The organism is Bauldia sp., assembly GCF_020442045.1.
Lineage (GTDB): Bacteria > Pseudomonadota > Alphaproteobacteria > Rhizobiales > Kaistiaceae > Bauldia.
The window spans coordinates 1-25,758 of record NZ_JAGRLA010000170.1; the positions used below are offsets into that span (position 1 = coordinate 1).

At 64.6% G+C, this 25,758-nt stretch carries 22 protein-coding genes; 10 read left to right on the top strand and 12 right to left on the bottom strand.

Features of this window, described 5'->3' with window-relative positions:
- From KDJ86_RS18685 to KDJ86_RS18720, 8 genes are all read right to left on the bottom strand, one after another.
- A partial coding sequence (locus KDJ86_RS18685) for an ABC transporter substrate-binding protein (protein WP_291749350.1) occupies positions 1-1,070 on the bottom strand: 1,070 nt, incomplete at its 3' end.
- A gap of 272 nt (positions 1,071-1,342) precedes the next feature.
- Complete coding sequence (locus tag KDJ86_RS18690; protein WP_291749353.1) at positions 1,343-1,648, bottom strand: N,N-dimethylformamidase alpha subunit family protein; 306 nt, start codon at positions 1,646-1,648, stop codon at positions 1,343-1,345.
- A 17-nt stretch (positions 1,649-1,665) separates the two neighbouring features.
- Entirely contained in the window at positions 1,666-2,850 is a 1,185-nt protein-coding gene (locus KDJ86_RS18695) for a M20 family metallopeptidase (RefSeq protein ID WP_291749356.1), read from the bottom strand.
- Positions 2,851-2,910: 60 nt separating this feature from the next.
- Positions 2,911-3,681 carry an SDR family NAD(P)-dependent oxidoreductase gene (locus tag KDJ86_RS18700; RefSeq protein WP_291749358.1) on the bottom strand — a complete coding sequence of 257 codons (771 nt, stop codon included), beginning with the start codon at positions 3,679-3,681 and terminating at the stop codon, positions 2,911-2,913.
- A gap of 31 nt (positions 3,682-3,712) precedes the next feature.
- Entirely contained in the window at positions 3,713-5,983 is a 2,271-nt protein-coding gene (locus KDJ86_RS18705) for a N,N-dimethylformamidase beta subunit family domain-containing protein (RefSeq protein WP_291749361.1), read from the bottom strand.
- Positions 5,984-6,003: 20 nt separating this feature from the next.
- A complete protein-coding gene (locus KDJ86_RS18710; RefSeq protein WP_291749364.1) occupies positions 6,004-6,327 on the bottom strand; it encodes a N,N-dimethylformamidase alpha subunit family protein in 324 nt (107 codons plus the stop codon).
- A 4-nt stretch (positions 6,328-6,331) separates the two neighbouring features.
- Entirely contained in the window at positions 6,332-7,024 is a 693-nt protein-coding gene (locus KDJ86_RS18715; protein WP_291749366.1) for an HAD family hydrolase, read from the bottom strand.
- Positions 7,024-8,523 carry an FGGY-family carbohydrate kinase gene (locus KDJ86_RS18720; protein WP_291749369.1) on the bottom strand — a complete coding sequence of 500 codons (1,500 nt, stop codon included), beginning with the start codon at positions 8,521-8,523 and terminating at the stop codon, positions 7,024-7,026. The genes KDJ86_RS18715 and KDJ86_RS18720 overlap by 1 nt, the downstream gene beginning before the upstream one ends.
- Before the next feature lie 300 nt (positions 8,524-8,823).
- Here KDJ86_RS18720 and KDJ86_RS18725 point away from each other — a divergent pair, with 300 nt between their 5' ends.
- Positions 8,824-10,311: an amidase gene (locus tag KDJ86_RS18725; RefSeq protein ID WP_291749370.1), complete on the top strand. Its 1,488-nt coding sequence runs from the start codon at positions 8,824-8,826 to the stop codon at positions 10,309-10,311.
- A gap of 16 nt (positions 10,312-10,327) precedes the next feature.
- The gene (locus tag KDJ86_RS18730) at positions 10,328-12,058 is read left to right on the top strand and encodes a GMC family oxidoreductase (RefSeq protein ID WP_291749372.1); all 1,731 of its coding nucleotides are present in this window, start codon (positions 10,328-10,330) and stop codon (positions 12,056-12,058) included.
- A 142-nt stretch (positions 12,059-12,200) separates the two neighbouring features.
- Here the strand turns inward: KDJ86_RS18730 and KDJ86_RS18735 are convergent, their stop codons facing one another.
- Both KDJ86_RS18735 and KDJ86_RS18740 read right to left on the bottom strand, forming a co-directional pair.
- The gene (locus KDJ86_RS18735) at positions 12,201-12,923 is read right to left on the bottom strand and encodes a maleate cis-trans isomerase family protein (RefSeq protein WP_291749373.1); all 723 of its coding nucleotides are present in this window, start codon (positions 12,921-12,923) and stop codon (positions 12,201-12,203) included.
- A 32-nt stretch (positions 12,924-12,955) separates the two neighbouring features.
- Positions 12,956-13,768: a GntR family transcriptional regulator gene (locus tag KDJ86_RS18740; RefSeq protein WP_291749376.1), complete on the bottom strand. Its 813-nt coding sequence runs from the start codon at positions 13,766-13,768 to the stop codon at positions 12,956-12,958.
- A 173-nt stretch (positions 13,769-13,941) separates the two neighbouring features.
- Between KDJ86_RS18740 and KDJ86_RS18745 the strand changes: the two genes are divergently transcribed.
- From KDJ86_RS18745 to KDJ86_RS18765, 5 genes are read left to right on the top strand one after another with little or no spacing between them, the layout of a single operon-like run.
- Entirely contained in the window at positions 13,942-15,228 is a 1,287-nt protein-coding gene (locus KDJ86_RS18745) for an extracellular solute-binding protein (RefSeq protein ID WP_291749378.1), read from the top strand.
- A gap of 9 nt (positions 15,229-15,237) precedes the next feature.
- Complete coding sequence (locus KDJ86_RS18750; RefSeq protein ID WP_291749381.1) at positions 15,238-16,158, top strand: carbohydrate ABC transporter permease; 921 nt, start codon at positions 15,238-15,240, stop codon at positions 16,156-16,158.
- Entirely contained in the window at positions 16,155-17,003 is an 849-nt protein-coding gene (locus tag KDJ86_RS18755) for a carbohydrate ABC transporter permease (RefSeq protein ID WP_291749383.1), read from the top strand. Before KDJ86_RS18750 ends, KDJ86_RS18755 begins: the two co-directional genes overlap by 4 nt.
- Entirely contained in the window at positions 17,000-18,025 is a 1,026-nt protein-coding gene (locus tag KDJ86_RS18760) for a carbohydrate kinase family protein (protein WP_291749386.1), read from the top strand. The genes KDJ86_RS18755 and KDJ86_RS18760 overlap by 4 nt, the downstream gene beginning before the upstream one ends.
- On the top strand, positions 18,022-18,579 hold the full coding sequence (locus KDJ86_RS18765) for a TIGR00725 family protein (protein WP_291749388.1): 558 nt from the start codon (positions 18,022-18,024) through the stop codon (positions 18,577-18,579). Before KDJ86_RS18760 ends, KDJ86_RS18765 begins: the two co-directional genes overlap by 4 nt.
- A gap of 133 nt (positions 18,580-18,712) precedes the next feature.
- Here KDJ86_RS18765 and KDJ86_RS18770 read toward each other — a convergent pair whose 3' ends face one another.
- Positions 18,713-19,669, bottom strand: a complete 957-nt coding sequence (locus KDJ86_RS18770; protein WP_291749390.1) for a helix-turn-helix domain-containing protein — start codon at positions 19,667-19,669, stop codon at positions 18,713-18,715.
- Positions 19,670-19,963: 294 nt separating this feature from the next.
- On the opposite strand from KDJ86_RS18770, the gene KDJ86_RS18775 reads away from it, so the two are divergent.
- The 3 genes from KDJ86_RS18775 (at position 19,964) to KDJ86_RS18785 (ending at position 23,245) form a co-directional block, all read left to right on the top strand.
- The gene (locus KDJ86_RS18775) at positions 19,964-20,926 is read left to right on the top strand and encodes a hypothetical protein (protein WP_291749392.1); all 963 of its coding nucleotides are present in this window, start codon (positions 19,964-19,966) and stop codon (positions 20,924-20,926) included.
- A gap of 127 nt (positions 20,927-21,053) precedes the next feature.
- The gene (locus KDJ86_RS18780; RefSeq protein ID WP_291749396.1) at positions 21,054-22,478 is read left to right on the top strand and encodes a DUF1254 domain-containing protein; all 1,425 of its coding nucleotides are present in this window, start codon (positions 21,054-21,056) and stop codon (positions 22,476-22,478) included.
- A gap of 95 nt (positions 22,479-22,573) precedes the next feature.
- Positions 22,574-23,245 carry a hypothetical protein gene (locus KDJ86_RS18785; protein WP_291749399.1) on the top strand — a complete coding sequence of 224 codons (672 nt, stop codon included), beginning with the start codon at positions 22,574-22,576 and terminating at the stop codon, positions 23,243-23,245.
- Between the two features lie 267 nt (positions 23,246-23,512).
- On the opposite strand, the gene KDJ86_RS18790 is transcribed toward KDJ86_RS18785, so the two are convergent.
- Positions 23,513-25,630 (bottom strand): ADP-ribosylglycohydrolase family protein, encoded by a 2,118-nt coding sequence (locus KDJ86_RS18790; protein ID WP_291749402.1) that lies wholly within the window; start codon positions 25,628-25,630, stop codon positions 23,513-23,515.
- Positions 25,631-25,758: the final 128 nt, after the last annotated feature.

Sequence of the window (25,758 nt, forward strand, 5' to 3'; positions counted from 1 at the left end):
GCGATCTGGCCATCCTGGTTCTTGTAGCCGTACCAGGACGCGAACTTCTTGACGTCGTCGGTCACCGCGTCGGGACGATCGCGGCTGGTCATCAGGTACATGGCGCTGTCGATCAGACCCCACGGCTGGCCCTGATAGGGGAAGAATCCGATCTTGCCGGCCACGGCAGCGGATTGTGCCGGATCGTTGAAGGTCTTGAGGTCGTAGATCTGCTGCGGGCTGATGATGTAGCGGCCGGACCGGTAGGCGTCGATATAGGCCGCCTCGTTGTAGGACAGCACTTCCTCGGGAATGAAGCCGTCCTTCCAGATCTTCTTCCAGTCCTCGAGCGTCTGGCCGGCGGGGCCGTCCACCGTCATCATCGGCGCATGGGTTTCCGGGTCGGCCATGACGCCGCCGCGGTTCATCATCTCCAGGACATAGCCCCAGCTGATGCCGAACCATTCAGCGAACCAGTGGGCCAGGTACGGCTGCTTCTCGCCCTTGTCGCGCAGCTTGTAGAGCAGGTCGTAAACACCGGGCCAGTCCTTCGGATAGTCTTCCTCGCTGAACCCGGCTGCCTTGAATTTCTCGGTATTGACGCACATCACGCCGCGGGTCGAGACGAAGTAGCTGAGCCCGAGCAGTTTGCCCTTGTAGGTCCAGGCCTCGCGGATGTTGTCGTACATCGCCGCCTTGATCTCGTCGGCGTCGGGCATCTCGTCGACTGGCATGATCCAGCCGCCGCCGAGATAGCGGACCGCGCTCGACGGATTGGCGTAGAGCACGTCGAGATCGGCCTTCGAGATCAGGCTCTTCTCCATGATCGACGGATAGTCGCCGGTGACGGTGGCATAGTCGACATGCCCGTCCATGGCCTGATTGTAGCTGTCGACGTTGCCCTGGACGACGTCGGTGCGGAAATTCCAGCCGCGGAAGTAGATTGGCTCGCCGCTGGTCGCCTTGAGGTCCATGCCCTGGGCATGGGCCAGATCCCTCGGCAGCAGCATCCCCGCCGCGGCGGCGGCACCGACTCCGGCGGTCGTCTGCAGCAGCCTGCGACGAGTGATGCCAGTTTCACGTTTCTTCATCGCTCATTCCCCTCTTTTATCGCGGCGCCCCGTTGTGCGCGAACGCTCCATCCGATCATTTGTGTTCGTTCGCTATTGTATATGTTCGATTAAATCGGTGACCCGTCAGCGGGTCAACAGAAAAGGAGAATGTCGGTAACAAAGGACCAGTCCTCGGCGCTTTCGTCACTCGCGCGCTCGCGCCCAGCCAGGTTTTTCGGCAACCCGCTGTCCATCTGGTGAACAATAGGTTTGATTTTGTGCAGATAGGATCGCCGCGCAAACAGGCGGGATCAGTCCAGCCAAATGCCGGTCCGGTCGTGCCAGCGGCGGCGGAACAATTCCCACTCCGCGGCGCCGGGGTCGGTGAATATCCGATCCCGCTCGATCTCGATCCGTCCCTGGCGATCTTCGGGGATGCGTGCGATCGCCCAGCGACGAAACGGCTCCAGGGTGACAAGCACCAGACGACCCGAGCCGGGATCGGCGCGCAGCCTGTTGAGAAGGCGCTGCAGCGCGGGCCCGTGCGGGCCCGTCGGGTTCCGGCGGAATTCGGCGATCAGGTCGGCCTCGGTTTCTTCCGGATAGAGGTCGGACAAGGTTGGTTCCTCATTGCCTAGAAGCGTGCGGCGCGTCTCGCCGCGTCGGCCAGCATGCGAGCCGCCTCCGCCACTTCGGCAAGGTCCACGAATTCGTCGCGGGCGTGCGCCTGCTCGATGCTGCCCGGCCCGAAGATGATGGTCGGGACGCCACCGACATTGACCATCTTGGTCGCGTCCGAACCGTAGGGGACGCCGGTCGGCGTCGGGTCGATGCCGCGGTCGCGGCATATCTCGCCGAACAACCTCACGATCGACGTGTCCTCGGCGACGTCCATGGCGGATGAATCGATGAACGGCTCGTGGACGGTGAAGCGCGCGCCGCCTTGCTGCTGGCCGGCGACCTTGGCCGTCAGGTCCTTGAAGGACCGCCATACCGTCTCGCCCGTCTCGCTCGGCAGGTACCTGTAGTCGAAGCGCAGCATCGCCCGCGACGGCACCGTGTTCGGACCCTCGCCGGCCTCGAAGCCGGTACAGACGAGGGTTGCGGGCCCCAGCAGCGGATGGGATTCGGTGCGTCCCGCCATCTCCGCCTCGAAGGCCGAAAGGAGCCGCCGTGCCGCCGCGATGGCGTCGGTTCCTTCGTGCGGCTTGGCGGTATGCGCAGGCCGCCCATGGATCTCGACATACCATCGGACGCAGCCCTTGCAGGCGCGTACGATGCTGAGATTCGTCGGCTCGCCGGCGACGCCGAGGTCGTAGGATTCGCCGCGCTTCAGATGGTGGCTGATTCCGGCGAAGCGGTACTCCTCGTCGGCCGCGGCGACGAAGGTCACGTCACCGGCGGGCGGATCGTCAGCGAGCGAGGCGAGGGCAAGCATGAACGCCGTCAGGCAGCCCTTGTCGTCGACCGCGCCGCGGCCGTAGAGGCGGCGACCTTCGACGCGCGGCGAGAACGGCGCGTCCATTCCGGTGACCTGAACGGTGTCGAGATGGCCCTCCCAGATCATCCGCGGCCCGCCTCCCGTACCGCGCAGTCGTGCGATGACATTGGGGCGGCCAGGCATCACCTCGTCGACCTCGACCTCGATGCCGCGCTGGCTGAGCCAGTCGGCGACGAACGCTCCGGCGCGGGCCTCGTCGAACCAGTCATCCGGGTCGCCGGGCAGGCGGAAATGCGGGTTGACGCTGGGGATCGCCACCAGCGCCGCCAGCAGCTTCGCGGCTTCGTCTTCGGAAATGCTGTCCTGCTTCGTGCCCATCGAGTCCGCGACCTCAGGTCGAGTGAACGGCGCCGGCAGTGTCGGCGGCATCGCGCTTGATCACCAGCAGGTATAGCCGCCGTCGACGAGGACGATGCTGCCGGTCATGTAGCTCGCCGCGTCGCTGGCCAGGAAAAGCATGACATTGGCGATCTCCGACGGTTCGGCGAAGCGCTTCATCGGAGTCATCTCCTCCCACAGCTTCACCCATTCGGTGTTGCTCAGGCCGCGCCTGGTCATCTCGGTGAGGACGTAGCCGGGGGCGACGGCGTTGACGCGAATCTTGTGGGGCGCGAGCTCGACCGCCATCGACTTGACCATCTGGTGGACGGCCGCCTTGGAGGTGTTGTAATGCGCTTGGGGCTGCGGCTTGTCGACGATGAAGCCGGAATCGGAGCCGATCGAGACGATGCTGCCGCCGCCGTTCCGCGCCATCTGACGGGCAAAGGCCTGGGCAATGAAGAACTGGGCGTTGACGTTGACGTTGATGACGTCCCGCCACTCCTCGGCCGGGATCTCGAGGACATCGGTATTGGGGTTGATGCCGATGCAGTTGAACAGCACCCCGACGCGGCCGAAATCACGTTCGACATCCTCGGCGACGGCCCGGGCTGCCACCGGGTCGCGGAGGTCGGCGCGATAGGCCCTCACGGTGCGTCCCGACGCTGCTTCGAGTCGCGCGGCCGAATCCGAGCCTTCTTCCAGTATGTCGATGATGGCGATGTCGGCGCCGGCGGTCGCCGCAAGCTCGGCGATCGCAAAGCCGATCCCCCTGGCGCCGCCGGTCACGGCGGCGATCCTGCCGTCGAGGCGAAACTGATCGAGTGACATCGGCACTGTCCTTCGTCTTGAAACCGGTCCTTCAGGTCTCGCCGCCGGCGAAGGGCTCCGCGTCGAGGAAGCGCCTCAGGACGTTCGCGGTGATCTTCGAGACGTTGTTGTCATAGTGGTTGTGAGAGAGCGAACCGCACCAGGCGATCGAGGCGGTGGCGAAGATCGCGCCGCCCGCCGGCGTTTCGCCGAAGGCGAGATCGGCGCGCACCCTGGTGTTCTGGTCGCCGCCGAGGTTCGGCGGCACCGGGCCGAATTCCTCGTTGACGAGGAGCATCATCGCCGAATGCCCCTCCGAGCTCGCCAGCCGCAACATGTTGGGCGGCGAGCCGAGCTCGCGGGTGATGCAGTCGAGCTCGATCCCGGCCGCGCCGCCACCGACGAGGCCGAAATCGCCGATGATCTCGTCAGGCACGCCTTCGAAGATGAAGGCGGCGCGCGGATTGTCGGCGTCCGGAGCGCGGCGATAATAGGAAGAGATGTCAAAGCCCTGGGCGATGAAGCCGACGCCGGCCATGACGTTTGGTGCCCGGCCGATACGCCGCCACAATCCGCCATATTCGCCGTTGAAGGAATGGAAATACTCGCCCGGCTCGGCAATCCATGGCCGGATGCCGTCCTCCGCCCGGCGGAGCTCGATGGCGCCCGGCAGTTCGTCGTGGAAGGCGACGCGCCAGTACCAGCCATTGCCGCCCATATACATGAGGCGCCCGCCGCGATCGATCCACGCCTTCATCGCGTCCCACATGCGGGTCGAGTGATATTCGGGATGAGTGCCGGTCATCACGACCTGGTAGCCGTTGAGAAGCTCCAGTCCCTCCTCGTGGAGGTCCTCGTCGGTAATGACGTCGTAGTCGATGCCCTGATGTTCCAGCCAGTCGAAGAAGTGCGTGTCGGCGTTGTACTGGTAGACGGCGGAGCCATGCCCGCCGAGCCATGAATGGTATTGGGCGGTGAAGTTCAGGATCGGCCGCAGCCGGCTCGAATAGGCGACGCCCGAGCCGTCGGCGTGGGTGTCGTAGAGCGAGCCGCCGAGTTCCGGGTGCTCGTACATGTAGAGATCCGAATGGCCGAAATTGACCATGCGGTTCATCAGGACCTCCACGCCCCGCGCGGTGATGTGCTCGGCATGGTTGGCGTAGGCGATATAGGAGCAGGTCGGGGCCAGGAAGACCACCTTGGGGCGATTCACCCGAGCCTTCCGGTCACGGGGCGGGCGAACGAAGAACGCCAGGTAATCCTCCCGCGTCGCCTCGCCGTCGCTCTCGCCGCAGCTGACATGCAGGGCGTAGGGACCGCTGCGCAGGTCGGCGGGGATCTCAACCGATACCGAGGTCTCCCAACCTGCGTCATAGACGTCGTCGCTGTGAAAATGGACGGCTCCGTAATGCTCCGGCTTCTTCGACCAGGAATGCTCCTCGCCGGTCCAGTTCCAGCCCTTCATGCCGCGTGTCGGCAGGTTGACGAGCACGCCGTCCCGGCCGGAGGCGCCGATGTCGACGCAGCGCAGCGAGCGGATGTCACGTGAGAAATCCCACCGCGCGATGACATGAGTCGCGAGCGTCGGGTCGAGCGGCCGGCGCAGCAGCGCGTCGTGAACCGCCGGGGCGTGAAGGCCTGAGAGCAGGGCAGGTCCGTCGATCTTGCCGTCGAAATGGCGCCCGACGGTGCCGTCGGCCATCGGACAGCCGGCAAGGAAGAGCGGCGCTTCGATCGCCGGCGGCGCGACGTCGAGAGTGAAAGTACCGGAGAAGCTGTCCCCGGTCTGGGCATAGGGCACGAGAGGGCGTTGATCGATCGTGACCTGCCGGTTCGCGGGGTCGACGCCGACGACCAGCGAGTACCATTCCCGCTCCAGCATGGCGCGATCGGTCACCACGGTGGACAGCGCGCCGTTATCGGCGAAGGTGACCTCTACCCGCCCGCCGGCGGCCACGCCGATCCGGATGCCGCTTCCGCTGGCGGCATCCCACTGACAGAGCAGGGTCTGGTCGTCGCGCTTGAGCAGCGTCGGCCAGAGCATGGTCACGAAGGTGAAAGGCGCAGCGGCGAGGGCGGGAAAGCCATCCACCCGCATGAAGGAGCCCGCATCGATCCGCTGGACCTTGCCGGGATGACGGCCGTCGGCGTTGGTCGGTACGTGGACGAACTTCAGCCCGGGGCCCTCGGGGTTGCAGTCGCCGTGGACGACCCGGACCATCCGGGCGTCGAAGCCGTCGCCCTCCTCGACCGAAATCTTGAAATTGATCGTCTCGCCTGGTGCGACGCTGAAACGATCCGGATAGCCGACAATCTTCAGCATGGTTCAGCCTCCCGCAGCGGTCATTCGTCTTTGAAGGGTCGGTTGATGCTCTCGCCGGTATGCTCTCGCCAGCGGCGGCAGAACATCTCCCACTCCGCTTCCTCGCGGGTGGCGAAAACCTTGTCGTCCTCGATCTCGATCGGGTCGGATCGATCGGGCGGCATCCGGCCGATCACGTATTCCTCGAAGCGCTTGCGGCAGACCAGGATGTACTGGATGCCGCCGCGGTCCAGCCGCATGATGTTGAGGACCCGCTGGAGGCCGGGGCTGTGCTCGCCGATCGGCAACCTGCGGAATTCCTCGACGTATTTGCGATCCTCGTCGGCGTCGATCTTGTAGACCATCTGATCAGCCTCCCATCGGTCCAGCCATCTTGTTGTCGGTGGGGATGGCCTTCGTCCTGCCTTGTCGGTCGAGCAGCGGCAGGATGTCGGCCAGCGCCTTCACCGTCGTGTCCGCGCCGGGCAACATGCCGCCGGTCGGATCGAAGCCGATCACGAAGAGGCCGGCGGCTTTCGCCGAAGCGGCGCCGGTCGCACTGTCCTCGACCGCCGCGACACGCCAGGGATCGAGGCCGAGCCGCTCGCATGCGATGCGGTAGGGCTCCGGGTCCGGCTTACCGCGCGCGACATCGTCAAAGCTGATCGAAAACTCGATGGTCTCGCCGATGCCGAGGCTGTCGACGTTGGCATCGACGATGGCCCGCCCCGAATTCGAGACGCAAACCTGCCGGAGACCCTGCGTCGCCAGCTCGCCGATCACCATGGTCGCGTCCCGCTGCTGAACGAGCTCGGTTCTGCGGTCGACATAGACCCGGGTGATTTCCTCGATCCAGGCATCGCGCTCGATCGCGGTGCCCAGATGCGGGTGCAGAGCATCCCAGACATCATGGAGATGGACGCCGAGAAACGTATCGGCGGGCATCGTCTCGACGTCGAAGCCGTGCCGGCGGCACACTGTTACCAGGGTCTCCTGGTGCAGTGGCTCGCTGTCGACCAGGGTGCCGTCGATATCCCAGGCCATGGCCGCGATGGCGTTCATCAGGCAGCCTCCCCGGCAAACAGGCGCGGATAGAGATCGCGGTAGCGCCGGTAGCCTTCGGCATAGACGGCCGCATTGTCCGGGTTCGGCTCGACCAGCGGCCCGTTGGCGACAAACCGTGAGATGCCGCTCCAGTCATCGGTCAGGCCGGTGCCGACCGCCGCGGTCCAGGCGGCGCCGAGGCAGGACCCGGGATGGCCTTCCAGGAGCTGGATCGGGCGCTGCAGGATGTCGGCGACGATCTGCATCCATATCCGGCTCTTCGAGCCGCCGTCGCAGGCCATGTAGCGGTCGGTCGCGTGGCCGATGTCGTTCAGCACCTCGACATGATGGGCGATCGCGTAGCCGTAGGCTTCGAGCAAGGCCCGCCACATATGGCCGAGACCGTGCGAGAAGCTGATGCCGTGGAAGACAGCCCGCGCGGCCGGGTCGTGGATCGGTGTCTTCTCGCCGAGGAAATAGGGCAGGATCGTCACCCCGTCGGCGCCGGCGGGGACTTCGGCGGCGCGGGCGTCGAGCCGGGCGTGAATGCTGATGCCCGCTTTCTCCGCGGCGGCCGCCTCGCCCTGCCCGAAGGTATCGACGAACCAGTTGAGCCCCGAGCCGCCCGTCGCCATGCATCCGTTGGGGACGAAGAGACCGGGCACCAGATGATAGTCGAGGTAGAGGCGCGGATCGGGCTCCGCCTTTTCCGCCGCAACGAGGATATCGGCCGATCCGCCGAACTTGAGAAGTGTGTCGCCGGGGCGCGTCAGGCCGGCGGCGAGCGCCGACGCGATCAGGTCCGCAGCGCCGCCTACCACCGGCGTTCCGGTTTTCAGGCCGGTTTCGGCGGCAGCTTCCGGGGTCACGCCGCCAAGCAAGGCATGCGACACAGTCTTGGCCGGCATGGCGGATCGGGGGATATGGGCAAGCGCGACCAGATCGTCGGCGACCGCGTTGTCGTTGAGATCGATGAAGCCGCCTTCGAGGGCCCAGTTCTGCTCCACCGCGCGCTCGCCCGTCAGGCGCCAGTTGATATAGTCGTAGGAGCCGAACACCGTCGCAATGCGCGAGAAGGCCTCCGGCTCGTGCTTTTCCAGCCAGCGCAGCTTGCAGGTGACGAGTTGCTGGTTGATCCCGTTGCCGGCCCGGCGAAGAAAGGCGTCGCCGTCGACCTCGGCGGCCAGCTCGCGCACTTCGGCGCCGCAACGCCCGTCGCTCTGCTGGATGCTGGGGCGGATCAGGTCACCGGCGTCGTCGAGGAGGATGACAGCCGGCAGCATCCCCGTCACGCCGACCGCGGCGATCGCCTCGATATCAGTTCCGTTGTCGCGGAATTCCCGCAGGATCGCGCAGACATTTGCCCACCATTGGCGAGGGTCTTCCTCGGTCCATCCGGGTTGCGGGGCCGACAGGGTCACCGGCCTCGAGACAATCGCCATCACCTCGTCGGGCAACCGGATCAGAATACCGATGGTGGAGGTCGTGCCGATGTCGAGACCGAGGAGACAGGCCATTCAGTTGTCACGCATCTGGTGTTCCTTGTGGGCTGTTTAACACGGGACTCGGGCCAAACAATCTTTTTCAAACAAGATTGAACGTTTCCGGCGACACGGGCCCGAGAGACAGCCTGAGCCGGCACGCGGCCAGCGGTTGGAACACCGTCTCCCAGCCTTCCGTCACGAGTGTCCCGTGGCGGCCTGGGCAGCGAACCGTTGCAAACATAAACGCTCATTGATAATGACGAAAGCGACCAGATGTGGCGACGGCGGCTCACCCCGACGGGCCGTTCCGGGCGTTCTCGCAAGGAGTGGTCGATGCCGCTTGCAGATGACATTCCCCATATGAGCGCCGTGGAGATGGCCCGCCTCATCCGTGAGCGGGCGCTCTCGCCGGTCGAGCTGATGGATGCGGTGATCGCGCGGATCGAGGCGCGCAATCCGAGCCTCAATGCGATGGTCTATTTCGGATTCGACGAGGCCCGCGAGCGCGCCCGGGCCGCCGAGACCGACGTCATGGCGGGAAAGGCCCTGGGACCGCTTCACGGCGTGCCGACCGCCATGAAGGACTGCGTCGACTTCAAGCCAGGATGGCCGAGCACCTTCGGCGGCATTCGGTGTCTTGCCGATGCGATCGCCGATTCCCGGTGCACGTTTGTGTCGCGTATGGAAGCGGCCGGTGCGATCATCGTCGGCAAGACCAACAGCCCCCAGCTCGGCTTTCGCGGGACATGTGACAACCTCCTCTTCGGGCCGACATCGACGCCGTTCAAGGTCGGCCATAATTCCGGCGGTTCGTCGGGCGGCAGCGGTGCCATGGTCGGCGACGGCATGCTGCCCTTCGCCGAAGGCACCGACGGTGGCGGCTCGATCCGGATTCCGGCGGCCTGGTGCGGCGCCTTCGGATACAAGGCATCCTTCGGGCGCGTCGCCTCCATGGCCGGGCCCAATGCGCTGTCGAGCATATCCCCCTTCGTCTATGAAGGCATCATCGCGCGACGCGTTGCCGATGCGGCGCTGGCGACCGACTCGCTCTGCGGCTACGACCCGCGGGACCCATTCTCCCTCGACGAGACGGTCGACTTCAGCGCGGTGCTGGAGAACGGGATCAGGGGCTGGAAGATCGGTTACAGCCGCGACCTGGGTATCTTCCCTGTCGATCCTGCCGTGCTCGAGGTCGTCGACGCCGCGGTGAAGGCCTTCGAGGATGCCGGCGCGGTCGTCGAGGAGGTCGATCCCGGCTTCGGCATCGGCCAGGCCGAGCTCTGCGATGTCTGGTGCCGGTTCTCCGCCCTCAATGCCCTGGGCGCGTTCGAAGCCTTCAAGGAGATGGGATACGACATTCTCAAGGATCATCCCGACGACGTGCCGCCGGAGGTCCATGAATGGGTCCGAATCGCCCGGACCCTGACCCCGCTCGACAAGCATCGCGACCAGATCGTCCAGACCCGGATCTTCCTGGCATTTCAAAGGATGCTCGCCGACTACCGGCTGCTGGTGACACCGACGCTGGCCGCGATGCAGGTCAAGAATGCCGACGACGGCAACACGCTGGGTCCGGCGGCGATCAACGGCGAGCCGGTGAACCGGCTGATCGGCTGGTGCATGACCTACCCGGTCAATTTCGGCCCGCACCCCGCGGCCTCGGCGCCGGCCGGGCTGTCTTCGCAGGACAAGCTGCCGGTTGGCCTTCAGATCATTGGCCGGCGCTACGCCGACAACGACGTATTCGCGGCGGCCGCGGCGTTCGAGCGGCACCGGCCCTGGATGGACAGCTACGCCATACCGGAGCAGCGTCCCCTTTGACCCGGAAGGTGGCAGGATGAGCGAGACCCCGGAAGCCGACTATCTCATCGTTGGCGGCGGCTCCGCCGGCTGCGTGCTGGCCTCCCGCCTCAGTGAGGATAGCGGCAGCCGGGTCGTCCTGGTCGAGGCAGGTCGCGACCTCACCGAAGAGACGATGCCGCCGGAGCTGCGCAGCGGCTTCCCGGGCCGCGCCTATCTCAACCGCGCCTATCTGTGGCCCAACCTCTCCGCGACCCTGCCGTCGCGCGGCGCCAACGATCCCTCGCGCGATGCCGGCTTCTACGAACAGGCGCGGATTCTCGGTGGCGGGTCGAGCATCAACGGCATTGGCGCCAATCGCGGCTCGCCGTCGGATTACGACGAATGGCGGGACATGGGCCTCGACGGATGGTCGTTCGACGAGGTCCTGCCCTTCTTCAAGAGGCTCGAACGCGACCTCGATATCGATGATGCGTTTCATGGTCAGGACGGCCCGCTTCCCATCCGCCGTCTCGGCGCCGCGATCTGGACGCCCTTCACCCATGCCATGATGACCAGCTTCGTGGTGCGCGGCATCCCCTACGTCGCCGACCAGAACGGTCGCTGGGAAGACGGCGTCTTCGAGATGGCGCTGAACGTCGACGAGAAACGCGAACGTGTCCCGACGGCGCTCGCCTATCTTTCGGCCGAGGTGCGGCGGCGGCCCAATCTGGAGGTACGCACCGGCCTGACGGTGGAGCGGATCATCCTCGAAGGCCGCCGCGCCGTCGGTGTCGCCACGCGCAGCGACGGCGGTGCGTCATCCGAGCTCCGCGGGCGAGAGATCATCGTCAGTTCCGGCGCGCTGGCTTCGCCGGCCCTGCTGATGCGCAGCGGTATCGGCCCCGCGGCACACCTGTCGGATTGCGGCATCGAAGTCAGGCAGGACCTGCCGGGTGTCGGTCAGAACCTGATGGAGCACCCGTCAGCGGGCGTCATGGCCTTCCTCAAGCCGCAGGCCCGCCAGCCGTATGAGGCCTATTACCATATCCCGATCGCCATCCGCTATTCGTCGAAGGTGGAGGGATGCCCGGTCGGCGACATGCACATGAACATCATGACGCGGGCGTCGTGGCACCAGATCGGACGTCAGTTCGCGCCGCTCTTCTTCTGGGTCAACAAGTCCTACTCGCGTGGCCAGCTCATGCTCGATCCGAAAGCGCCCGCGGGGCCGCCGCGGGTCGACTTCCGCATGCTTTCCGATCAGAGGGATGTTCAGCGCCTGGCCGACGCCTTCGAATACGCGATGGTGCTGCTCGCCGACCCGGTGGTGACGCCGATCATCGAGGCCATCTATCCGGTCGAGCTCTCCGAACGCGCGCGGGGCTATACCTACCCAACACGTCGCAACGCGATCATCACCGATCTGCTCAGCCGCATGCTCGACATCGGCGCCGGCGTCCGGAAGCTCGCCCTGCCGAAGATGATGGAGGGCGTGCCGTCTGCCCATCGCCTGGCGGCGGACCGGCAGGAGCTCGAAGCCTACCTGAAGGAGAAGGTCGGCGGCGTATGGCATCCTTCCGGGACATGCCGGATGGGCGCGCCCGGCGACCGGATGGCGGTGACCGGCAAGGATGGACGCGTTCGCGGGATCGCCGGCCTGCGGGTTTGCGACGCGTCGATCATGCCGACGATCCCGTGCGCCAACACCAACGTGCCGGTGATCATGATCGCCGAGAAGATTGCCCAGGACATCCGCGATACGGAGGGAATGGCGGGCCAGGGATGAAGGCCGGCGCAATCCGCTTCGTGGCGATTCCCATCGAGTGTCCCGGGCTCACCGCATGAGCGAGACCGCACGCTCGGCGAGGGTCATGGTCGGGGCGTCGACGTTGGCTCGGCGGGCGACCGTTCCGAGGTTCAGCGCCCGGTCAGAGGTCGAACAAGCGACCCCATTGGCGGATGGCGCCCGGCGCCGTGCCGGCAGAGCGCATTGCGCCCCAGAGGCCGGTCGAGACCGTGTCAAAGACCGGCATTCCGATTTCGTCCTCGAGGCGAGCCGCGATCCGGGCGCCCCTGAAATTCGTGCAGAAGACCGTAATCGCCTGGGGCTTCGTCGCCGCGACGCCTCGGATCATCTCGCCGATCGTATCTTCGTCATATTCGGAGAAGGAGTAGTTGCCGCGATCACCGAGATGCTGCTCCGCCATGCATTCCAGGCCGGCACCTGCGAAGGTCTCGAGGATCGCCGCCTGCACCTCGTCGAGATAGGGCGTCACCAGGCCGTAGCGCGTGACGCCCGCCGCCTTGAACGCGTCGAGCAGAGCGAGGACCGATGTCGTCGCGGGAATACCCGTCCGGTCCGTCAGGGCGGCGCAGAGCGCCCTGTCGACGTCGAGCCCGAGCCAGCCGGAGGATGTCCCCGCCCACGAGATCGCATCCACCCTCGCATCGGCCAGAAGGTCGGCGGCAGCAAGGAGCTTGTCGTTCTCGAACTGGCCGACAGCCCGCCGGTCGAGACTGATCTCGGTCACGGAGAAGCGGCTGAAATGCGCGGTGACCGCATCAACCGGGTGAAGCATGGCCCCGATCATCGGCTCCAGCACGGTGTTGGAGGAAGGGGTCAAGAAACCAAGACGAACCGACGCGGGCATGCACGATTTCCTCTTTGGAATTGGGGTTCCGGCTATTCGCCGGCGCCGTCGGGAAGAACGATGCGCCGGGTCTCGAAGCGAACCAGCGTCGAGTTATGGAAGTTGTGCGAGAAGAAGAGTGGCTTGCCGCCGGAAAGATGGAGCTGTGTGAGTTCCAGCACCGGCTCCTTGCGCGCAATACCCAGCCGCTTGGCGACCTCCGCGGTCGCCGGGACCGCGGCGATCGAGGACTCGCACTGATCTACGCGCATGTCGAAATGCGATGCGAGGAAATGGTAGAGCGAAGCGCCGTCGAACGTCTCGAAAGCCTCCGCCGAACCGAAGATCGCGGCCGGAAGATATTCGTAGCAGACCATCAGCGGTTCGCCGTCCGCGGTGCGGGTCCGGGTAATGACGATCACCGGGCTCTTCTCGGCCAGCCCGAGCGCCGTCGAGACCGCCTGGCTCGCCTCCTTGCCGACGACCCGCAGGCTGCGCGTGCCCGGCTCGCGTCCGGCTGCGCGGATGAGGTCGGTTGCCGAGCGCATCCTTTCGACATCGCTCCGGATCCGCGGCTTCCTTTCGGTGACAAAGGTCCCGACGCCGCGACGCAGCTCCAGCGTTCCTTCGTGCACGAGAATGCTGACCGCCTGGCGGAGGGTCGGCCGGCTGACGTCGAGCCTCTCGGCAAGCACGATCTCATTGGCGAGCTTGGAGCCGGGGGAAAGATCACCGTGCTCGACGGCTTCCCTCAGCACATCGGCGATGGTCGGCACGAGGGGAGACTTCCGGCCACGCCGCCTGTGCACGCGCGTCCCGAGCTTCTGGAAAAAAGCGAGATCATCCGCCACAAATGTCTCCGTCATTTCCTATCCGGCCGTCCCTGTCCGAATCCGAGCACCTTTGTAATCGATCAGTGCCGCTCAAGCTATCAGCTTGACAGTTGTCAGACAACAAGTCACCGTGTCCATCGTCCGGTTTCGTGGCTCGTGGGACGCATCCGGGCAGGAACTCGCCCATACACAAGGGGACAAGTGCGATGCAAACCAGATTGAGCAAGATCGCCGCCATCGGCCTTGCCGCGCTGATGGCCGGCGTCGGCGCGGTGCACGCGGAAAACATCGTCGTAACAGGCGTTTCGAGCTTCAAGCTCATTGAGGATCTGCTGCCCGAATTCGAGGAACAGTCGGGGATCGATGTCGATCTCCAGATTCTCCCATATCCGCAGCTTCGACAGAATTCGATGGCCGATCTCGTCGGCGGAACGGCGAATAGCGACGTCTATATGCAGGACATCACGTGGCTCGGCGAATGGGCGACGAACGGCTATGTCAGGCCGCTCGACGACCTGATCGAGCGCGACAGCGCCGAGGTCGATCTCGATGACATCCTGCCGGGCGCCTTCGATTCGCTGTCGAAGTGGGACGGCAAGACCTGGAGCATGCCGTTCGGCGCGTATTACTTCCTGATGTATTACCGCTCCGATCTGTTCGACAAGGCGGGCATTGCGCCGCCGAAGACTTTTGCCGACATCACCGCCGCGGCAGACAAGTTGACCGACCCGTCGGCGAACCTCTGGGGCATCGCGATGCCCTATCGTCGCGGCACGCCGATCGCCTCGTGGTTCCTGGCGACCTATACCGGCGCCGGTGGCCGGCTGCTTCCCGACGCCCCGCAGGACTTCACGCCGAGCCTCGACACGCCGCTCGCGCTGGACACCCTGACCGCCTACCTCAAGTGGCTCGAGGACGCGCCGAGCGGGGCAATCGACTACCACTGGAACGACCAGACGGTAGCGATGCAGACTGGCCGCATAGCGATGGCCGGGACGTTCTCGATCAACGGGACCGAGTTCGCCAAGCCGGACGTCTCGCTGGTCTCCGATGCCATCGGTTACACCTACATGCCGGTCGCCAAGGAAGGCGATCCCAACACGATACCTTTCGGCGGCTGGGCGGTTGCGATCAACGCCAATACCGACAAGGTCGAGCCGGCCTGGAAGTTCATCAAGTGGGTGTCGAGCCCGGACGTCCAGCGCCGGCTTGGTGCGCTCAACGGCACGCCGATGCGCTCTTCGGCGATGAGCGATCCTGATCTCCAGAAGATGTATCCGTGGCTTCCGTTCATCCTGGATGCCGAGGAGGCTGGTATCGTCTATCCCGACTATCGTCCGCGCTATCCGTTCTATCCGAAAGTCGAAGAGGCGCTCGGACTCGAGCTCAATCGCGCGGCGCTCGGCGAGATCACCGCCGAGGAGGCGTTGTCCAATGCCCAGTCCGAGATCAAGAAGATCATCTCGGATGCGGGGTATCCGGTCAAAGGGTGAGCCGTGCCGGTGTCCGACACAACTCTGGCCGGCTCGTCCGCGAGCCGGCCAAGTTTTCAAGGCATAGGGATCGCGCGCGCGACCTACTGGTGGTTCCTGGCGCCGGCCACGACCCTTGCCGTGCTTCTCGTCATCCTGCCGCTGGTCGCACTGATCGTGATGACCTTCCTGCGCTGGAACCTGACAGAGAGCCCGATACCCGCATTCGCCGGTGTCGACAACTACCTCCGCCTATTCGCGGACGGCGCCTTCTGGGCCTCGGTCGGCCGGACCCTGGTCTTCACCGCCGAGAGCATCATCCTGCAACTGGCGCTCGGCATCGCCATCGCCGTGCTGTTCAATCGCGACTGGTTCGGCATGGGCGTCATCCGGGCGCTTTTCCTTGCGCCCATGATGGTCGCGCCGATCTTCGCCGGCATGATCTGGCGGCTGCTGTTCTCGGATGATTTCGGGCTGATCCGCTACGTCATCCTTCTGCTCGGCTTCGAACAGGCGCCGCTGTGGCTGGGTGATCCCAACATCGCCCTTCAAGCCGTCATCATCGTCAACGTCTGGCAATGGACGGCCTTCGTCGTGCTGTTCATCCTCGCCGGCCTGCAGGTGATCTCGCCCGACCTCTACGAGGCCGCGACGATCGACGGCGCCGGACCCTGGACGCGGTTCTGGAAGATCACGATCCCGCTGCTCTCGCCAATCATCATCGCCGTCATCATCTTCCGCGCCATCGATGCGATGAAGGTGCTCGACATTGTCTATGTTCTGACCGCGGGGGGACCGGGCAACAGCACGGAAACCGTCTCCTACCGCGTCTACCAGACGGGCATCACCTTCTTCGAGCTTGGCTATGCCTCGACCATGGCCCTGTTCGTGCTGCTGACGGTGTTCGTGATGGCCTACCTCCTCCTTCTCGCAGGACGGAAGCGGTCATGAGCGGGGTCTTTGGCAGGCCGCTGTCGCGGGTCGCCAGGCGTGGCGCCGTTTATCTCGGATCGCTCGTCGTCCTGGCGGCCTTCCTGTTCCCGATCGCCTGGATGGTGGCGATGTCGTTCAAGACCCGTCTCGACATCTTCACCTGGCCGCCAAAGGTCTTCTCTTTCACGCCGACGCTGGAAAACTACGAAAAGGTGCTGTTCGGGTCGAAGAGCTTCCTTCACTACGTGGCCAACAGCGTCGAGATCGCGGCGATCGCGACCCTGATTGCCGTCGCTTTCGGCGTAACCACTGCCTTCGCGCTCGCAAAGGGGCGGGTCGGCAATTCGAAGGCACTCGGGTTTCTCCTGCTTTCCTTCCGGATGATGCCGCCGGTTGCGCTCCTGCTGCCGTATTATCTCCTGTTCCGCTCGACCGGGCTGCTCGGGACCATTCCCGCCATTGCCATCACCCACGCGGTGTTCAGCATCGCGATCGTTATCTGGATGATGCGCGCGTTTTTCGAGGAGGTGCCGAACGAGATCGAGGAGGCCGCCACGATCGACGGCGCGACGCCATGGCAGGTGTTCATCCGCATCACCCTGCCGATGTCGCGCCCCGCGATCGCCGCCGCGACGATATTCGCGCTGATGACCTCGTGGAACGAGTTCGTCTTCGCGGTGGTCCTGTCGAATACGCAGACCCGTACCGTGCCCGTAGCGATCTCCTCCTTCGTTGGCGAAGTCTACGTCAGCTGGGGCGAGCTCGCTGCAGCGACGACGATCGGTATGGTCCCGACACTCATCCTCGCCTTCATCGGCCAGCGCTACCTGCTCTACGGATTGACCTTCGGAGGTGTCAAATGACGACGCCCGAACTGGTCGTCATGGGGAGCGTGACGACCGACAACGTGCTTACCGCCGGGGGCGTGCCTCTGCCGCAGACGCAAGGTGGCAACGTCATCTATGCCGCGCTCGGCGCGAGGATCTGGAGCGATTCGGTGGGTCTCGTCAGTCGTGCCGGGCGGGACTTCGGCCGCGGGCTGCTGGACCGCGTCGCCGCGCTCGGCATCGCCACCGACGGCATCCGGTGGCTGGACGAGCACCACGAAATGAATTGCGCCTTCCGCTACGACTCCGACGGCAACCGTGATCGCTCCTTCCCTGAAGAGGTGATGGCGACGATACCGGAAGCGGACCGCCCCCGCTTCCGCGACTACACGACATCCGGGATCGAGAACCGTTTCCGGATCTGGACCCATTTCGCGCCCGAATTCGAGGACATCCCGACGGCCTGGCGGGCGGACTCCGCCGGTTTCCACTTCGCCGCCATGCCCGTGACGCGCCACGCCGCCACGGCGGCGAAGCTCCGCGCCGCGCGTCCAGACGCTTATGTCCAGGTCGATTCCCCCTGGTATGACGTGCGCGATCCCGGCAGGCCCTATGCCGGCGAGCTGTTTCCCCGTATCGACCGCCTGCTTCCGAGCAAGGACGACATCCGCGTGGAAAGCGGCGAGGCCGACGCGGCGGCTTCGGCTGAAAGGCTGCTTGGTCGCGGCCTCGCCGCCGTCGTCATCAAATGCGGTCCGCAGGGATGCCTCATCCGCGACGCCGGCTGGCACGCCGCGGTCGCAGTGCCGTCCTGTCCGATTCATTCCGTGGATCCGACCGGAGCGGGCGATGCCTTCTGCGGCGGCTTTCTTGCTGGTTTCCTCGCCCGTGGCGATCCGGTCGAGGCCGCGATCCGGGGAACGGTATCGGCTTCCTTTGCCGTCGAGGCGCCCGGCCCGGAGGGACTGCTGGCGGCAACCAGGGAAATGGCGGAAGAGCGCTATGCGGCGCTCGCCATCCAGACTTCAACGACAGGATTTTGGGAAACACGAGCATGATCACGATCGGCGTCATCGGCAAGAACGAACAACATGAGAAAGATGTCGTCTCCGGCGACGCCATGCAGGTAGCCTTCGAGGTTGGCAAGGCAGTTGCCGAGCTCGGCGGCGTGGTCGTCACGGGCGGACGCCGAGGCGTCATGGAAGCTTCTTCGAAGGGCGCCAAGGAAGCGGGCGGGCTGACGATCGCGTTCCTGCCCTCGCTCGATCGCCGGGACGCCAATCCTTACGTCGACATCGTCTTTCCAACCGGCCTCGGGCGTGCGCGCAACCTCCTGACGGCGCGGTCCTGCCATGCACTGATCATGATCGGCGGAAGCTGCGGGACGCTCAACGAACTGACGATCGCCTATGCCGAGGCAAGGCCGGTCGTGGTCATGGAGGGCACCGGCGGCTGGGCGGACAAGATCCGCCCGGTCCTTCACAAGGGTCGCTATATCGACGAGCGGGAGAACATCGAGGTCCACTTCGAGACCGATCCGAGGCTCGCGGTGGAAAAAGCCTTCGCGCTGGCCCGAGAATTCGAGAACGTCGAGACGAACGACACGCCCTGATCTCTCCTCGCTGCATCTCTATCATAGTCCGCCCGGACGCGATCACGCGCGGATAGAGGAGAATCGACGGGGCGCCACCCTGTCGCCGGCCATGCGGCAATCATCGCTGTTGGCGGCGCGGGCCGGTGCCGTATCAGACTGCGCGACCGGTACCTCTATAACCGCGCCCCTTGTCCTGTGCCGCGACCTTCTGCGGGTCGTGTCGCTGGCGATATTCCTGCGGGTTGGCTCCGACGGCACGGCGGAAAGCGCGTGCGAAATGGGCCGGCGCCGAATAGCCGAGCGTCGCCGAGATTTCGGTGACGGAGGCGTTCGTGTCGCGGAGCAGCTCGATGGCCCGCCTGGCGCGTATGGTGTTGGCGAGGGCGCGGAAGCTGGTGCCTTCGCGGTTCAGTTCGCGCTGCAGCGTGCGCACGCTAGTGTCGAGCGAATGCGCCACACCCTCGATCGAGACGGTCCCGGTCAGTACCTGCGTCCAGATTTGTGCGGAGATGACATCGTGCGGGCTGTTCAGCTTCCGCCAGTCGACGCGAACCCGCGCAATATCTCCGACCGTGAGCAGCGGGCGGGTGCCGTTTTCCCGCGGACGGCTCCTCAGACGATATTCCCTGAAGCAGACGGAGAGGGCGGGAGCATCGAAGACGACCGGACAGCCGAAGACATCCTCGAAGGCGGTGGTGCTCGGTGGCCGGGGAATGTCGAGCTCTATCCTCAGCGGTTGCCAATGGGCGGGGAGGAAGGCCCGGCATAGGCTGAGGACGATGCCGACCGAGCCAAGGGCGACGTGGATGTAGCCGGTCTGGCCCCTGGCGGCGCTCATATAGCTCAGCCGCGCCTCGCCGTTGCCGGCCACCAGCGACATGACATCGCCCTTGCTGTGGAAGCCGATCGTCGCGATTCCCCGCCGGATCGCTTCGCCAAGGGTCGGTGCGCCGAGCATGTATCCGGCCCAGCGCCCCTTGCTGGCGATCGTCAGGTGGGGCGCGAGCAGCAGTCCGAGATACTCCTCGCCGGCGAGCCTGGCGGCGGCACAGGCGAAGCTCGTGACGACGAGGTGCGGGATGATCGTCCAGGACGAACTCCAGAACACCTACGATTCCTGCAAGGAAGGCGCCTGCAACTTCCAGCCATAAGCCGTCCGCCCGACGGCCGGGCATGACCTGGCCGTCGCGGCTGTTCGGTGCGAGCGCAGCCGCGCATTGCACGCCTGGAAAGCGAAAATCCGGATAATGAACGCCTGTCCTCAAAAAGCAATCTGGCGCACGCGCCTTCTGGTACCGGTGACAACCGAGGGTCGAGCGCCTGCAGAAGGGCCTCGACCTTTGCTCGGCCCGGCTTCGCGTTGCTGTCGGCCCGGAGCATCTTGCCACGGAGGGACCAGGTAATGAAATTGAGTGGATTCGTTGGGCTGAGGCGCTTTTGGATTGCTGCGGCGGCGTTGGGCGCCCTCGCACTGCCGGCGTTTGCGGAAGGTGCGTGGGAAAAACTCGACCATGGAGTCGATGTCGTCCGGGAGTGTTCGGGCGACGTCGCACGGAATTGCGACGGCGTGCTTCCCGGCGAGGGACGCATCAAGGCCTGCATGGCGAAGCATCTGGCAGACCTGTCGCAGGGATGCCTCAAGGCGCTGGCCGAGCCGGAACCCGCCGTGCTTTCCGACGGCGATCACGCCGTGACGAAGCGGATCGAGAACTCCCATCTCATGCGTTACATCGAGATGTACCTTGCCGGCATCGATCCGGAAACGGGAGACGTCGTCGCCGAATGCTATGGTACCTACGCCAACCCGGACATTCCTGCTGACAAGGATTCCTCTCCGCAGGCGCTTGTCGCGGCACTCAACATGAGCCAGATCAAGGAGCAGTACGGCGTTCTGGGTGCGTCCCTGAACGGCCCCAAACTTTGGACTCCGGACTGGTTCGAGGTCGAAGTCGGTGTGGTGCGTGAGTTCGGTGGGCTGAAGGCGCCCTGGACCGCCCAGCTGAACATGGGCAAGAACCTGAGCATCCACACCATCAAGCCATACGAGCCCCAGAAAATCGCCCGGAAGAGCGCGATCAACTGGAACAAGGGCACCAGGGTGATGCTCATCGACGATGCCGATGGCAACACCTGGATCATGAAAGGCTTCGAGCTGGGCCTGAAGCCGCAACACACCTACGAAGACTTCATGGCCGCCGGGGAAGCCAACTTCAAGAAGCTTCCTGAGGGGTGGAAGGTGCGTGTCGTGGAACTGGAACAGGACAACCACGAAGTCCCGGAAGGTGGGGTCGCAACGATCATGTTGGACGAATTCTTCAACGTCTACGACAAGACCGGCCCCGGAATGAGCAACTACAAACCATAGACTTGGCAATCACAGGGTTAGCCGCCGTGAAATGGCGGCGGCTAACCCGTCGCTTGCTTAGCCGCGCTCCGGGCCGGTGGGTCAAGTGCCGATTGGAAGCAGTCGTAATCACGCGAAGGGTGAATCGATGGCCCGCCTGATTTTGCTAGCTGTCACAGCGTTGCTGGGCCTGACGGCATCCCCGTCGACCATGGCCGCGGAGGAACGTCCCTCGACGGGCGAGATCCAGGCGATTGCCGAACAGGCGGCAATCTATTCGCTGCCGATGGTGATGAACTACGGGACCATGTACGCCTATGCCGTCGACAGGGATGGACCGCAATTCAAGGGACCCTTCAACAAACTCGTCAACGAGGCGAAGGTCTACACGCCGGCCGATACGGCGGTCATCCTGCCCAACAGCGATACGCCTTATTCGTTCGTCTGGATGGACCTGCGCGCCGAGCCGCAGGTTGTCTGCGTGCCCGAGATACCGAAGGATCGGTATTATTCCGTCCAGCTTGTTTCACTCTACACCTACAACTTCGGCTACATCGGCAGCCGCGCGACGGGAAACGATCAAGGCTGCTATCTGATTACCGGTCCGTCCTGGACCGGAGAGAAGCCCGCAAGGATCGACAGGGCCTTCGAATCCGGTACCGATTTCGCCTTCGTCATCTTCCGGACCCAGCTTTTCGATCCGGCTGACATCGACAATGTGAAGGCCATACAGGCGAAATACAGCGTCCAGTCGCTTTCCGCGTTTCTCGATGAGAAGCCCCCGCAACCGGCCCCTCCGGTGGAATGGCCGAAGATCGACAAGGAATCGGCGGCGAAAGACCCGTTGGGCTACCTGTCCTTCCTGCTCCAGTTTGCACCGGCGACAGGTTCCGCCGCCGTCGAGAAGCCGCTGCGGCAGAAGTTCGCCAGCATCGGGATCGTGCCGGGCAAGCCCTTCTCGACCGAGGGGTGGTCCGACCAGGAAAAGGCGGCGCTGATCGAGGGACTCAAGAACGGCGCCAAAAAGATCCACGAGCGCGCCGGGGATTGGGGGCACGAAGTCCACGGTTGGCAGATCAGCAAGGAGGGCTTCGGGTCCCGGGCGATACTCGGCGAGGACTATCTCCTGAGGGCAGCGGCAGCCGTCAAAGGCATCTACGGCAACGATGCGGCCGAGGCCCTTTATCCATTTGCCGAAAAGGACGGCAGCGGCGTGGCGCTGGACAGCAGCAAAGACCGGTACACGCTGACTTTCCCGCCGGGCGGACTGCCGCCGGTTCACGCTTTCTGGTCCGTCACCATGTACGACGCCAGGACCAGGTTGTTGGTCGCGAACAAGATCGGCCGATACCTCGTCAACTCGCCCATGCTGCCCGACCTCAAGAAGAACGCCGATGGCGCAGTCGAGCTCCACATCCAGAAGGACGAGCCGACCGATCCCGACGAAAAGGCCAGCTGGCTGCCGGCGCCGGACGGACCTTTCCTCCTCGTCATGCGGCTCTACTGGCCGGAAGCCGCGGCGCTGAGCGGAGCATGGGCTCCGCCGTCCGTGTCGAAAGGCGACGTGAACTGATCACTGACCAGGTTGGGATGCCGTCGTCAGTGCGTGGATCGATGCCGACGACATCCCCGCAAATTCAAGAGTCATCGAAGAAAGGAACGACAGTGATGAAGTCAAGACATCATGCCGTGATCACGGCGATGGGGCTGCTCGTGGCAGGGTTTCTGTCAGGGCCTCAGGCAGCAACGGCGCAGGATGCGATCCAGGCTCCCGCATCGAAGCAGATCGGTAAGACGACCGGCGAGGACCAGGCCATGGTCCCGTCGCTGATCGTCATGAACGCGCGTGGTGCGACCCTGACCAGCGACACCCTCACCCTCGACGGCGTGGCGCCCAACCTGATCATCTTCGCCGATCGTCCGGTCCGGGCAGCCGGCCATATGCTGGTCGCGCATATGGTCGAGGACTGGGCCGTCGGAAATGACAGCTTCGGAGAGCAGCCGCCTAATGCAACGGTTTCGGTGTTCAGCGAGACCGGCGACACGGTGACGGATGCCGTTGTCGTCCTGAAGTCCCCCAAACTCGAAGGCGACAAGCTGACATTCGCCGTCGAGGTTCTCGAGGGTGATCTTCAGAGCGCCAAAGGGGCTGCGGCGGTCTTTGTCGACATCTTCGGCGTCAGGCGTCGGGCCTTTCGTCGTGGCGCCTATTATGGTGCGGCGGTCGGTGCTGCCGCGACAGCCGGCGTGGCGGCAACCGCGGCCGTTGCCGCGGCACCCTACTACCCGCCGCCGCCGGCGGCCTACTGCGGGTACTACCCCTATCCGCCCTGCTACTAAGAGATTGGCCGGCGGTGTCTCGGACATGCGAGCCGGCGCCGGCCACATTTCACGATGCGGTGGAAGGGTCGGCGCCCGAATGACCATCTCAGGTCTTTGCCGGGTGATACGCTGGCGGAGGGAGAGGAACCCGGTTCCAACATTCTCCGCCCGACGAGCCGCTTGTCAGGAGCCTGCAAGCCGGTCGGGACTTAAGAAGTGGATATCTGCGCCCGAGAGCTGCACGTGCTCCAGGTCATCGCGGGCTTGTAAAGCACCGACCGGCCTTTAGAGGCTCGTCGGACCCGATACGGCCACCTCGCCCGCGGAAAGAGCGCCATTGGCAATGAACAGTCCTATCCCACCGTTGCGAAGTGGGGTTGCCGAGTCGTCTCGCGCCACAAGCCGAACGCCGCCCAAATTGGCCATGAGATCCAAGCCCAGGACAGCAATGCGGATGTCGATCGGCGATTCAAGCCTGAGTTCGAAGGGAGCGCTCGCCAAGACGGTCGTCGTCTCGTCATGAACCCGAACGAGCTCCACCAGCCCGGCCTTGGTCAGGCGCACGCCGTAGTAGCGCCGCAGCCCCTGGACCCGCACAGCCACACCGCCATAGTCGCCGAGATGAATGGCAATCGTCGCATGCACCGCGTAGTCGGTCCATTCGCGGGTGCCATGGATGATGATACCCTCTTCCCGGTCTTGTGAAATCCGGAAGCTTGGAGGGAATCGCTTCGAAAAGGAGCTGACCGCATTGACCCAGGACCTCAGCCAGAAATCGCCGTCGCCAGTGGGTCGGTGCAGGCGCAGCTCGGGAGCCCCGTCCCAGCGGAGGAAATCAAGAATGAGCTGGCCGTCTCCACGCGGGCCGGCGGACATGATCGCGAGTCCGATTTCGCCGACCGGCTGACCGTCGAAATCGGGCAACCTCCATTCCAGATGCGCCTCTTCACCGGCGGCCAGTGTGACGGGGTCGCCATCGACGTCGCGGAGTCGATCATCGCCGTCGTAGACGCGTACCCGGAGCCGCACGGTAATTGCGCCGCTGTTGGCCTCGTGCGCGACAACGCGAGCAATCACCCTCTGCCCGGGATAGACCAGTGGGGTGGCCATGAGGTCGTAGGTCCTCATGGCGACGACCTCCGGCGGCGAGAAGGTCGGGGTCATGGCGGCGGCCACCTGGCCCGGGCCCAGGGCCTGATAGCCGATCGAGAGCGCGCGTGAGGTGCCAAACTTCACGTTTTCGACCCGCGTGGTCCTGCTTATGCCGTCGCCGGCTTGCGGCCGGAAGCCCTGCACGCTGCCCGGCAGCGAAAAATGGTAGCGAGCCCCGTCCTTCGGCTGCCGTAGCGGTCGTCTCCCCGCGAGCCTCAGTCCGAGATCGGCGAGGTAGTAGGCGGTGCGAACGGCATCGTTTATGGAATTGCCGCCATCGGCCGAGGAGATCAGGAGACGATCGGCGATCGGGCCGCGCCAGTCGGGTCCGGCATCAAGACCGTCCAGGCCGAGCATGATTCCCATCAAGCAGCCGACATTGCCGGCATTGCAGTCCGTGTCCCACCCCGATGTGTTGACAATCATTTGGGCCCGCTGGAAATCGTCGGGGGCATAGAGCACGGCCATGATCATCAGCGCGTGGTTTGGCACCACATGGCAGTTTCCGGGATATCTGTCGTAGCCGTAGATCGCCTCGATCTTCCGTCTCGTCTCCTGCCAGTCGGAGTATTGCCGATGCCACGAACGGATATCGGCGATGAGCCGCGCGATAGGCGATCGCTCCGGTATGACCGAGAGCCCGGTGTCGAGGAGGTGATCCACATCGCTTGAAGTGAATGCCTCGGCTTCCATCGCCGCCCACAGCATGGCCGCGTGGACGGCAGCGCCGTCGTGGCTGACGCTGCCGGCTTGCTCGGCGAAACGCGCCGCCAGCTTGGGCTGGCCGGGTGCTACCAACGCCCAGCCGTCGACGAAGATCTGCGCGCCGATCTGTTCCGCCACGCTCGATCCATTGATGGCGATGGAGCCGGATCGCGGTGCAGGCACGCCCTTTTTGAGGTTGAGCCAGGCGGTGTGTTCGGTCGAGTTGCCGTTTCCGCCCCACCAGAGGATGGATCGATGCTCGACGATATAGTTGAGCCACGTCTTGCCGATCTCCTCGGCCGACAGGTCCGGCTGGACCCCGTGGTCCTCCAGCGCCCGCACGAAAGTGAAGGTGCCGGCGATATCGTCGTCGGTGACGACCAGCGGCTGGCCGAGGCGCTCGTGGACGAAATACTCGATGGGCCCGAGCTCCTCGATGATGCTTTGGTAGGTCCATCCCTCGAAGGGCCGTCCGAGATAGACGCCGATGAGCTTGCCGAGAACGCCGGCATAGACGCGCTCGAGGTAGTCGTCAGGTATCCGCATGGTCCGTTCGTCCCCCCGTTTCAATGCCGGGCTTCGCTGCTCCGTTTTTGCCGGGGCGCGTGTTGACCACAGAAATCGATTTGCAAATTGATTTGCAAATCGATTTCTTTTGAATTCATATAGCACGC

Excerpts from the sequence above, each read along its gene's own strand:
- KDJ86_RS18705 (WP_291749361.1), bottom strand. The coding sequence starts at position 5,983 with ATGCTGAAGATTGTCGGCTATCCGGATCGTTTCAGCGTCGCACCAGGC.
- KDJ86_RS18765 (WP_291749388.1), top strand. The coding sequence starts at position 18,022 with ATGATCACGATCGGCGTCATCGGCAAGAACGAACAACATGAGAAAGAT.
- KDJ86_RS18790 (WP_291749402.1), bottom strand. The coding sequence starts at position 25,630 with ATGCGGATACCTGACGACTACCTCGAGCGCGTCTATGCCGGCGTTCTC.
- KDJ86_RS18735 (WP_291749373.1), bottom strand. The coding sequence starts at position 12,923 with ATGCCCGCGTCGGTTCGTCTTGGTTTCTTGACCCCTTCCTCCAACACC.
- KDJ86_RS18720 (WP_291749369.1), bottom strand. The coding sequence starts at position 8,523 with ATGGCCTGTCTCCTCGGTCTCGACATCGGCACGACCTCCACCATCGGT.
- KDJ86_RS18710 (WP_291749364.1), bottom strand. The coding sequence starts at position 6,327 with ATGGTCTACAAGATCGACGCCGACGAGGATCGCAAATACGTCGAGGAA.
- KDJ86_RS18780 (WP_291749396.1), top strand. The coding sequence starts at position 21,054 with ATGGCCCGCCTGATTTTGCTAGCTGTCACAGCGTTGCTGGGCCTGACG.
- KDJ86_RS18755 (WP_291749383.1), top strand. The coding sequence starts at position 16,155 with ATGAGCGGGGTCTTTGGCAGGCCGCTGTCGCGGGTCGCCAGGCGTGGC.
- KDJ86_RS18775 (WP_291749392.1), top strand. The coding sequence starts at position 19,964 with ATGAAATTGAGTGGATTCGTTGGGCTGAGGCGCTTTTGGATTGCTGCG.
- KDJ86_RS18700 (WP_291749358.1), bottom strand. The coding sequence starts at position 3,681 with ATGTCACTCGATCAGTTTCGCCTCGACGGCAGGATCGCCGCCGTGACC.
- KDJ86_RS18740 (WP_291749376.1), bottom strand. The coding sequence starts at position 13,768 with ATGACGGAGACATTTGTGGCGGATGATCTCGCTTTTTTCCAGAAGCTC.
- KDJ86_RS18760 (WP_291749386.1), top strand. The coding sequence starts at position 17,000 with ATGACGACGCCCGAACTGGTCGTCATGGGGAGCGTGACGACCGACAAC.
- KDJ86_RS18785 (WP_291749399.1), top strand. The coding sequence starts at position 22,574 with ATGAAGTCAAGACATCATGCCGTGATCACGGCGATGGGGCTGCTCGTG.
- KDJ86_RS18695 (WP_291749356.1), bottom strand. The coding sequence starts at position 2,850 with ATGGGCACGAAGCAGGACAGCATTTCCGAAGACGAAGCCGCGAAGCTG.
- KDJ86_RS18745 (WP_291749378.1), top strand. The coding sequence starts at position 13,942 with ATGCAAACCAGATTGAGCAAGATCGCCGCCATCGGCCTTGCCGCGCTG.
- KDJ86_RS18715 (WP_291749366.1), bottom strand. The coding sequence starts at position 7,024 with ATGAACGCCATCGCGGCCATGGCCTGGGATATCGACGGCACCCTGGTC.
- KDJ86_RS18725 (WP_291749370.1), top strand. The coding sequence starts at position 8,824 with ATGCCGCTTGCAGATGACATTCCCCATATGAGCGCCGTGGAGATGGCC.
- KDJ86_RS18730 (WP_291749372.1), top strand. The coding sequence starts at position 10,328 with ATGAGCGAGACCCCGGAAGCCGACTATCTCATCGTTGGCGGCGGCTCC.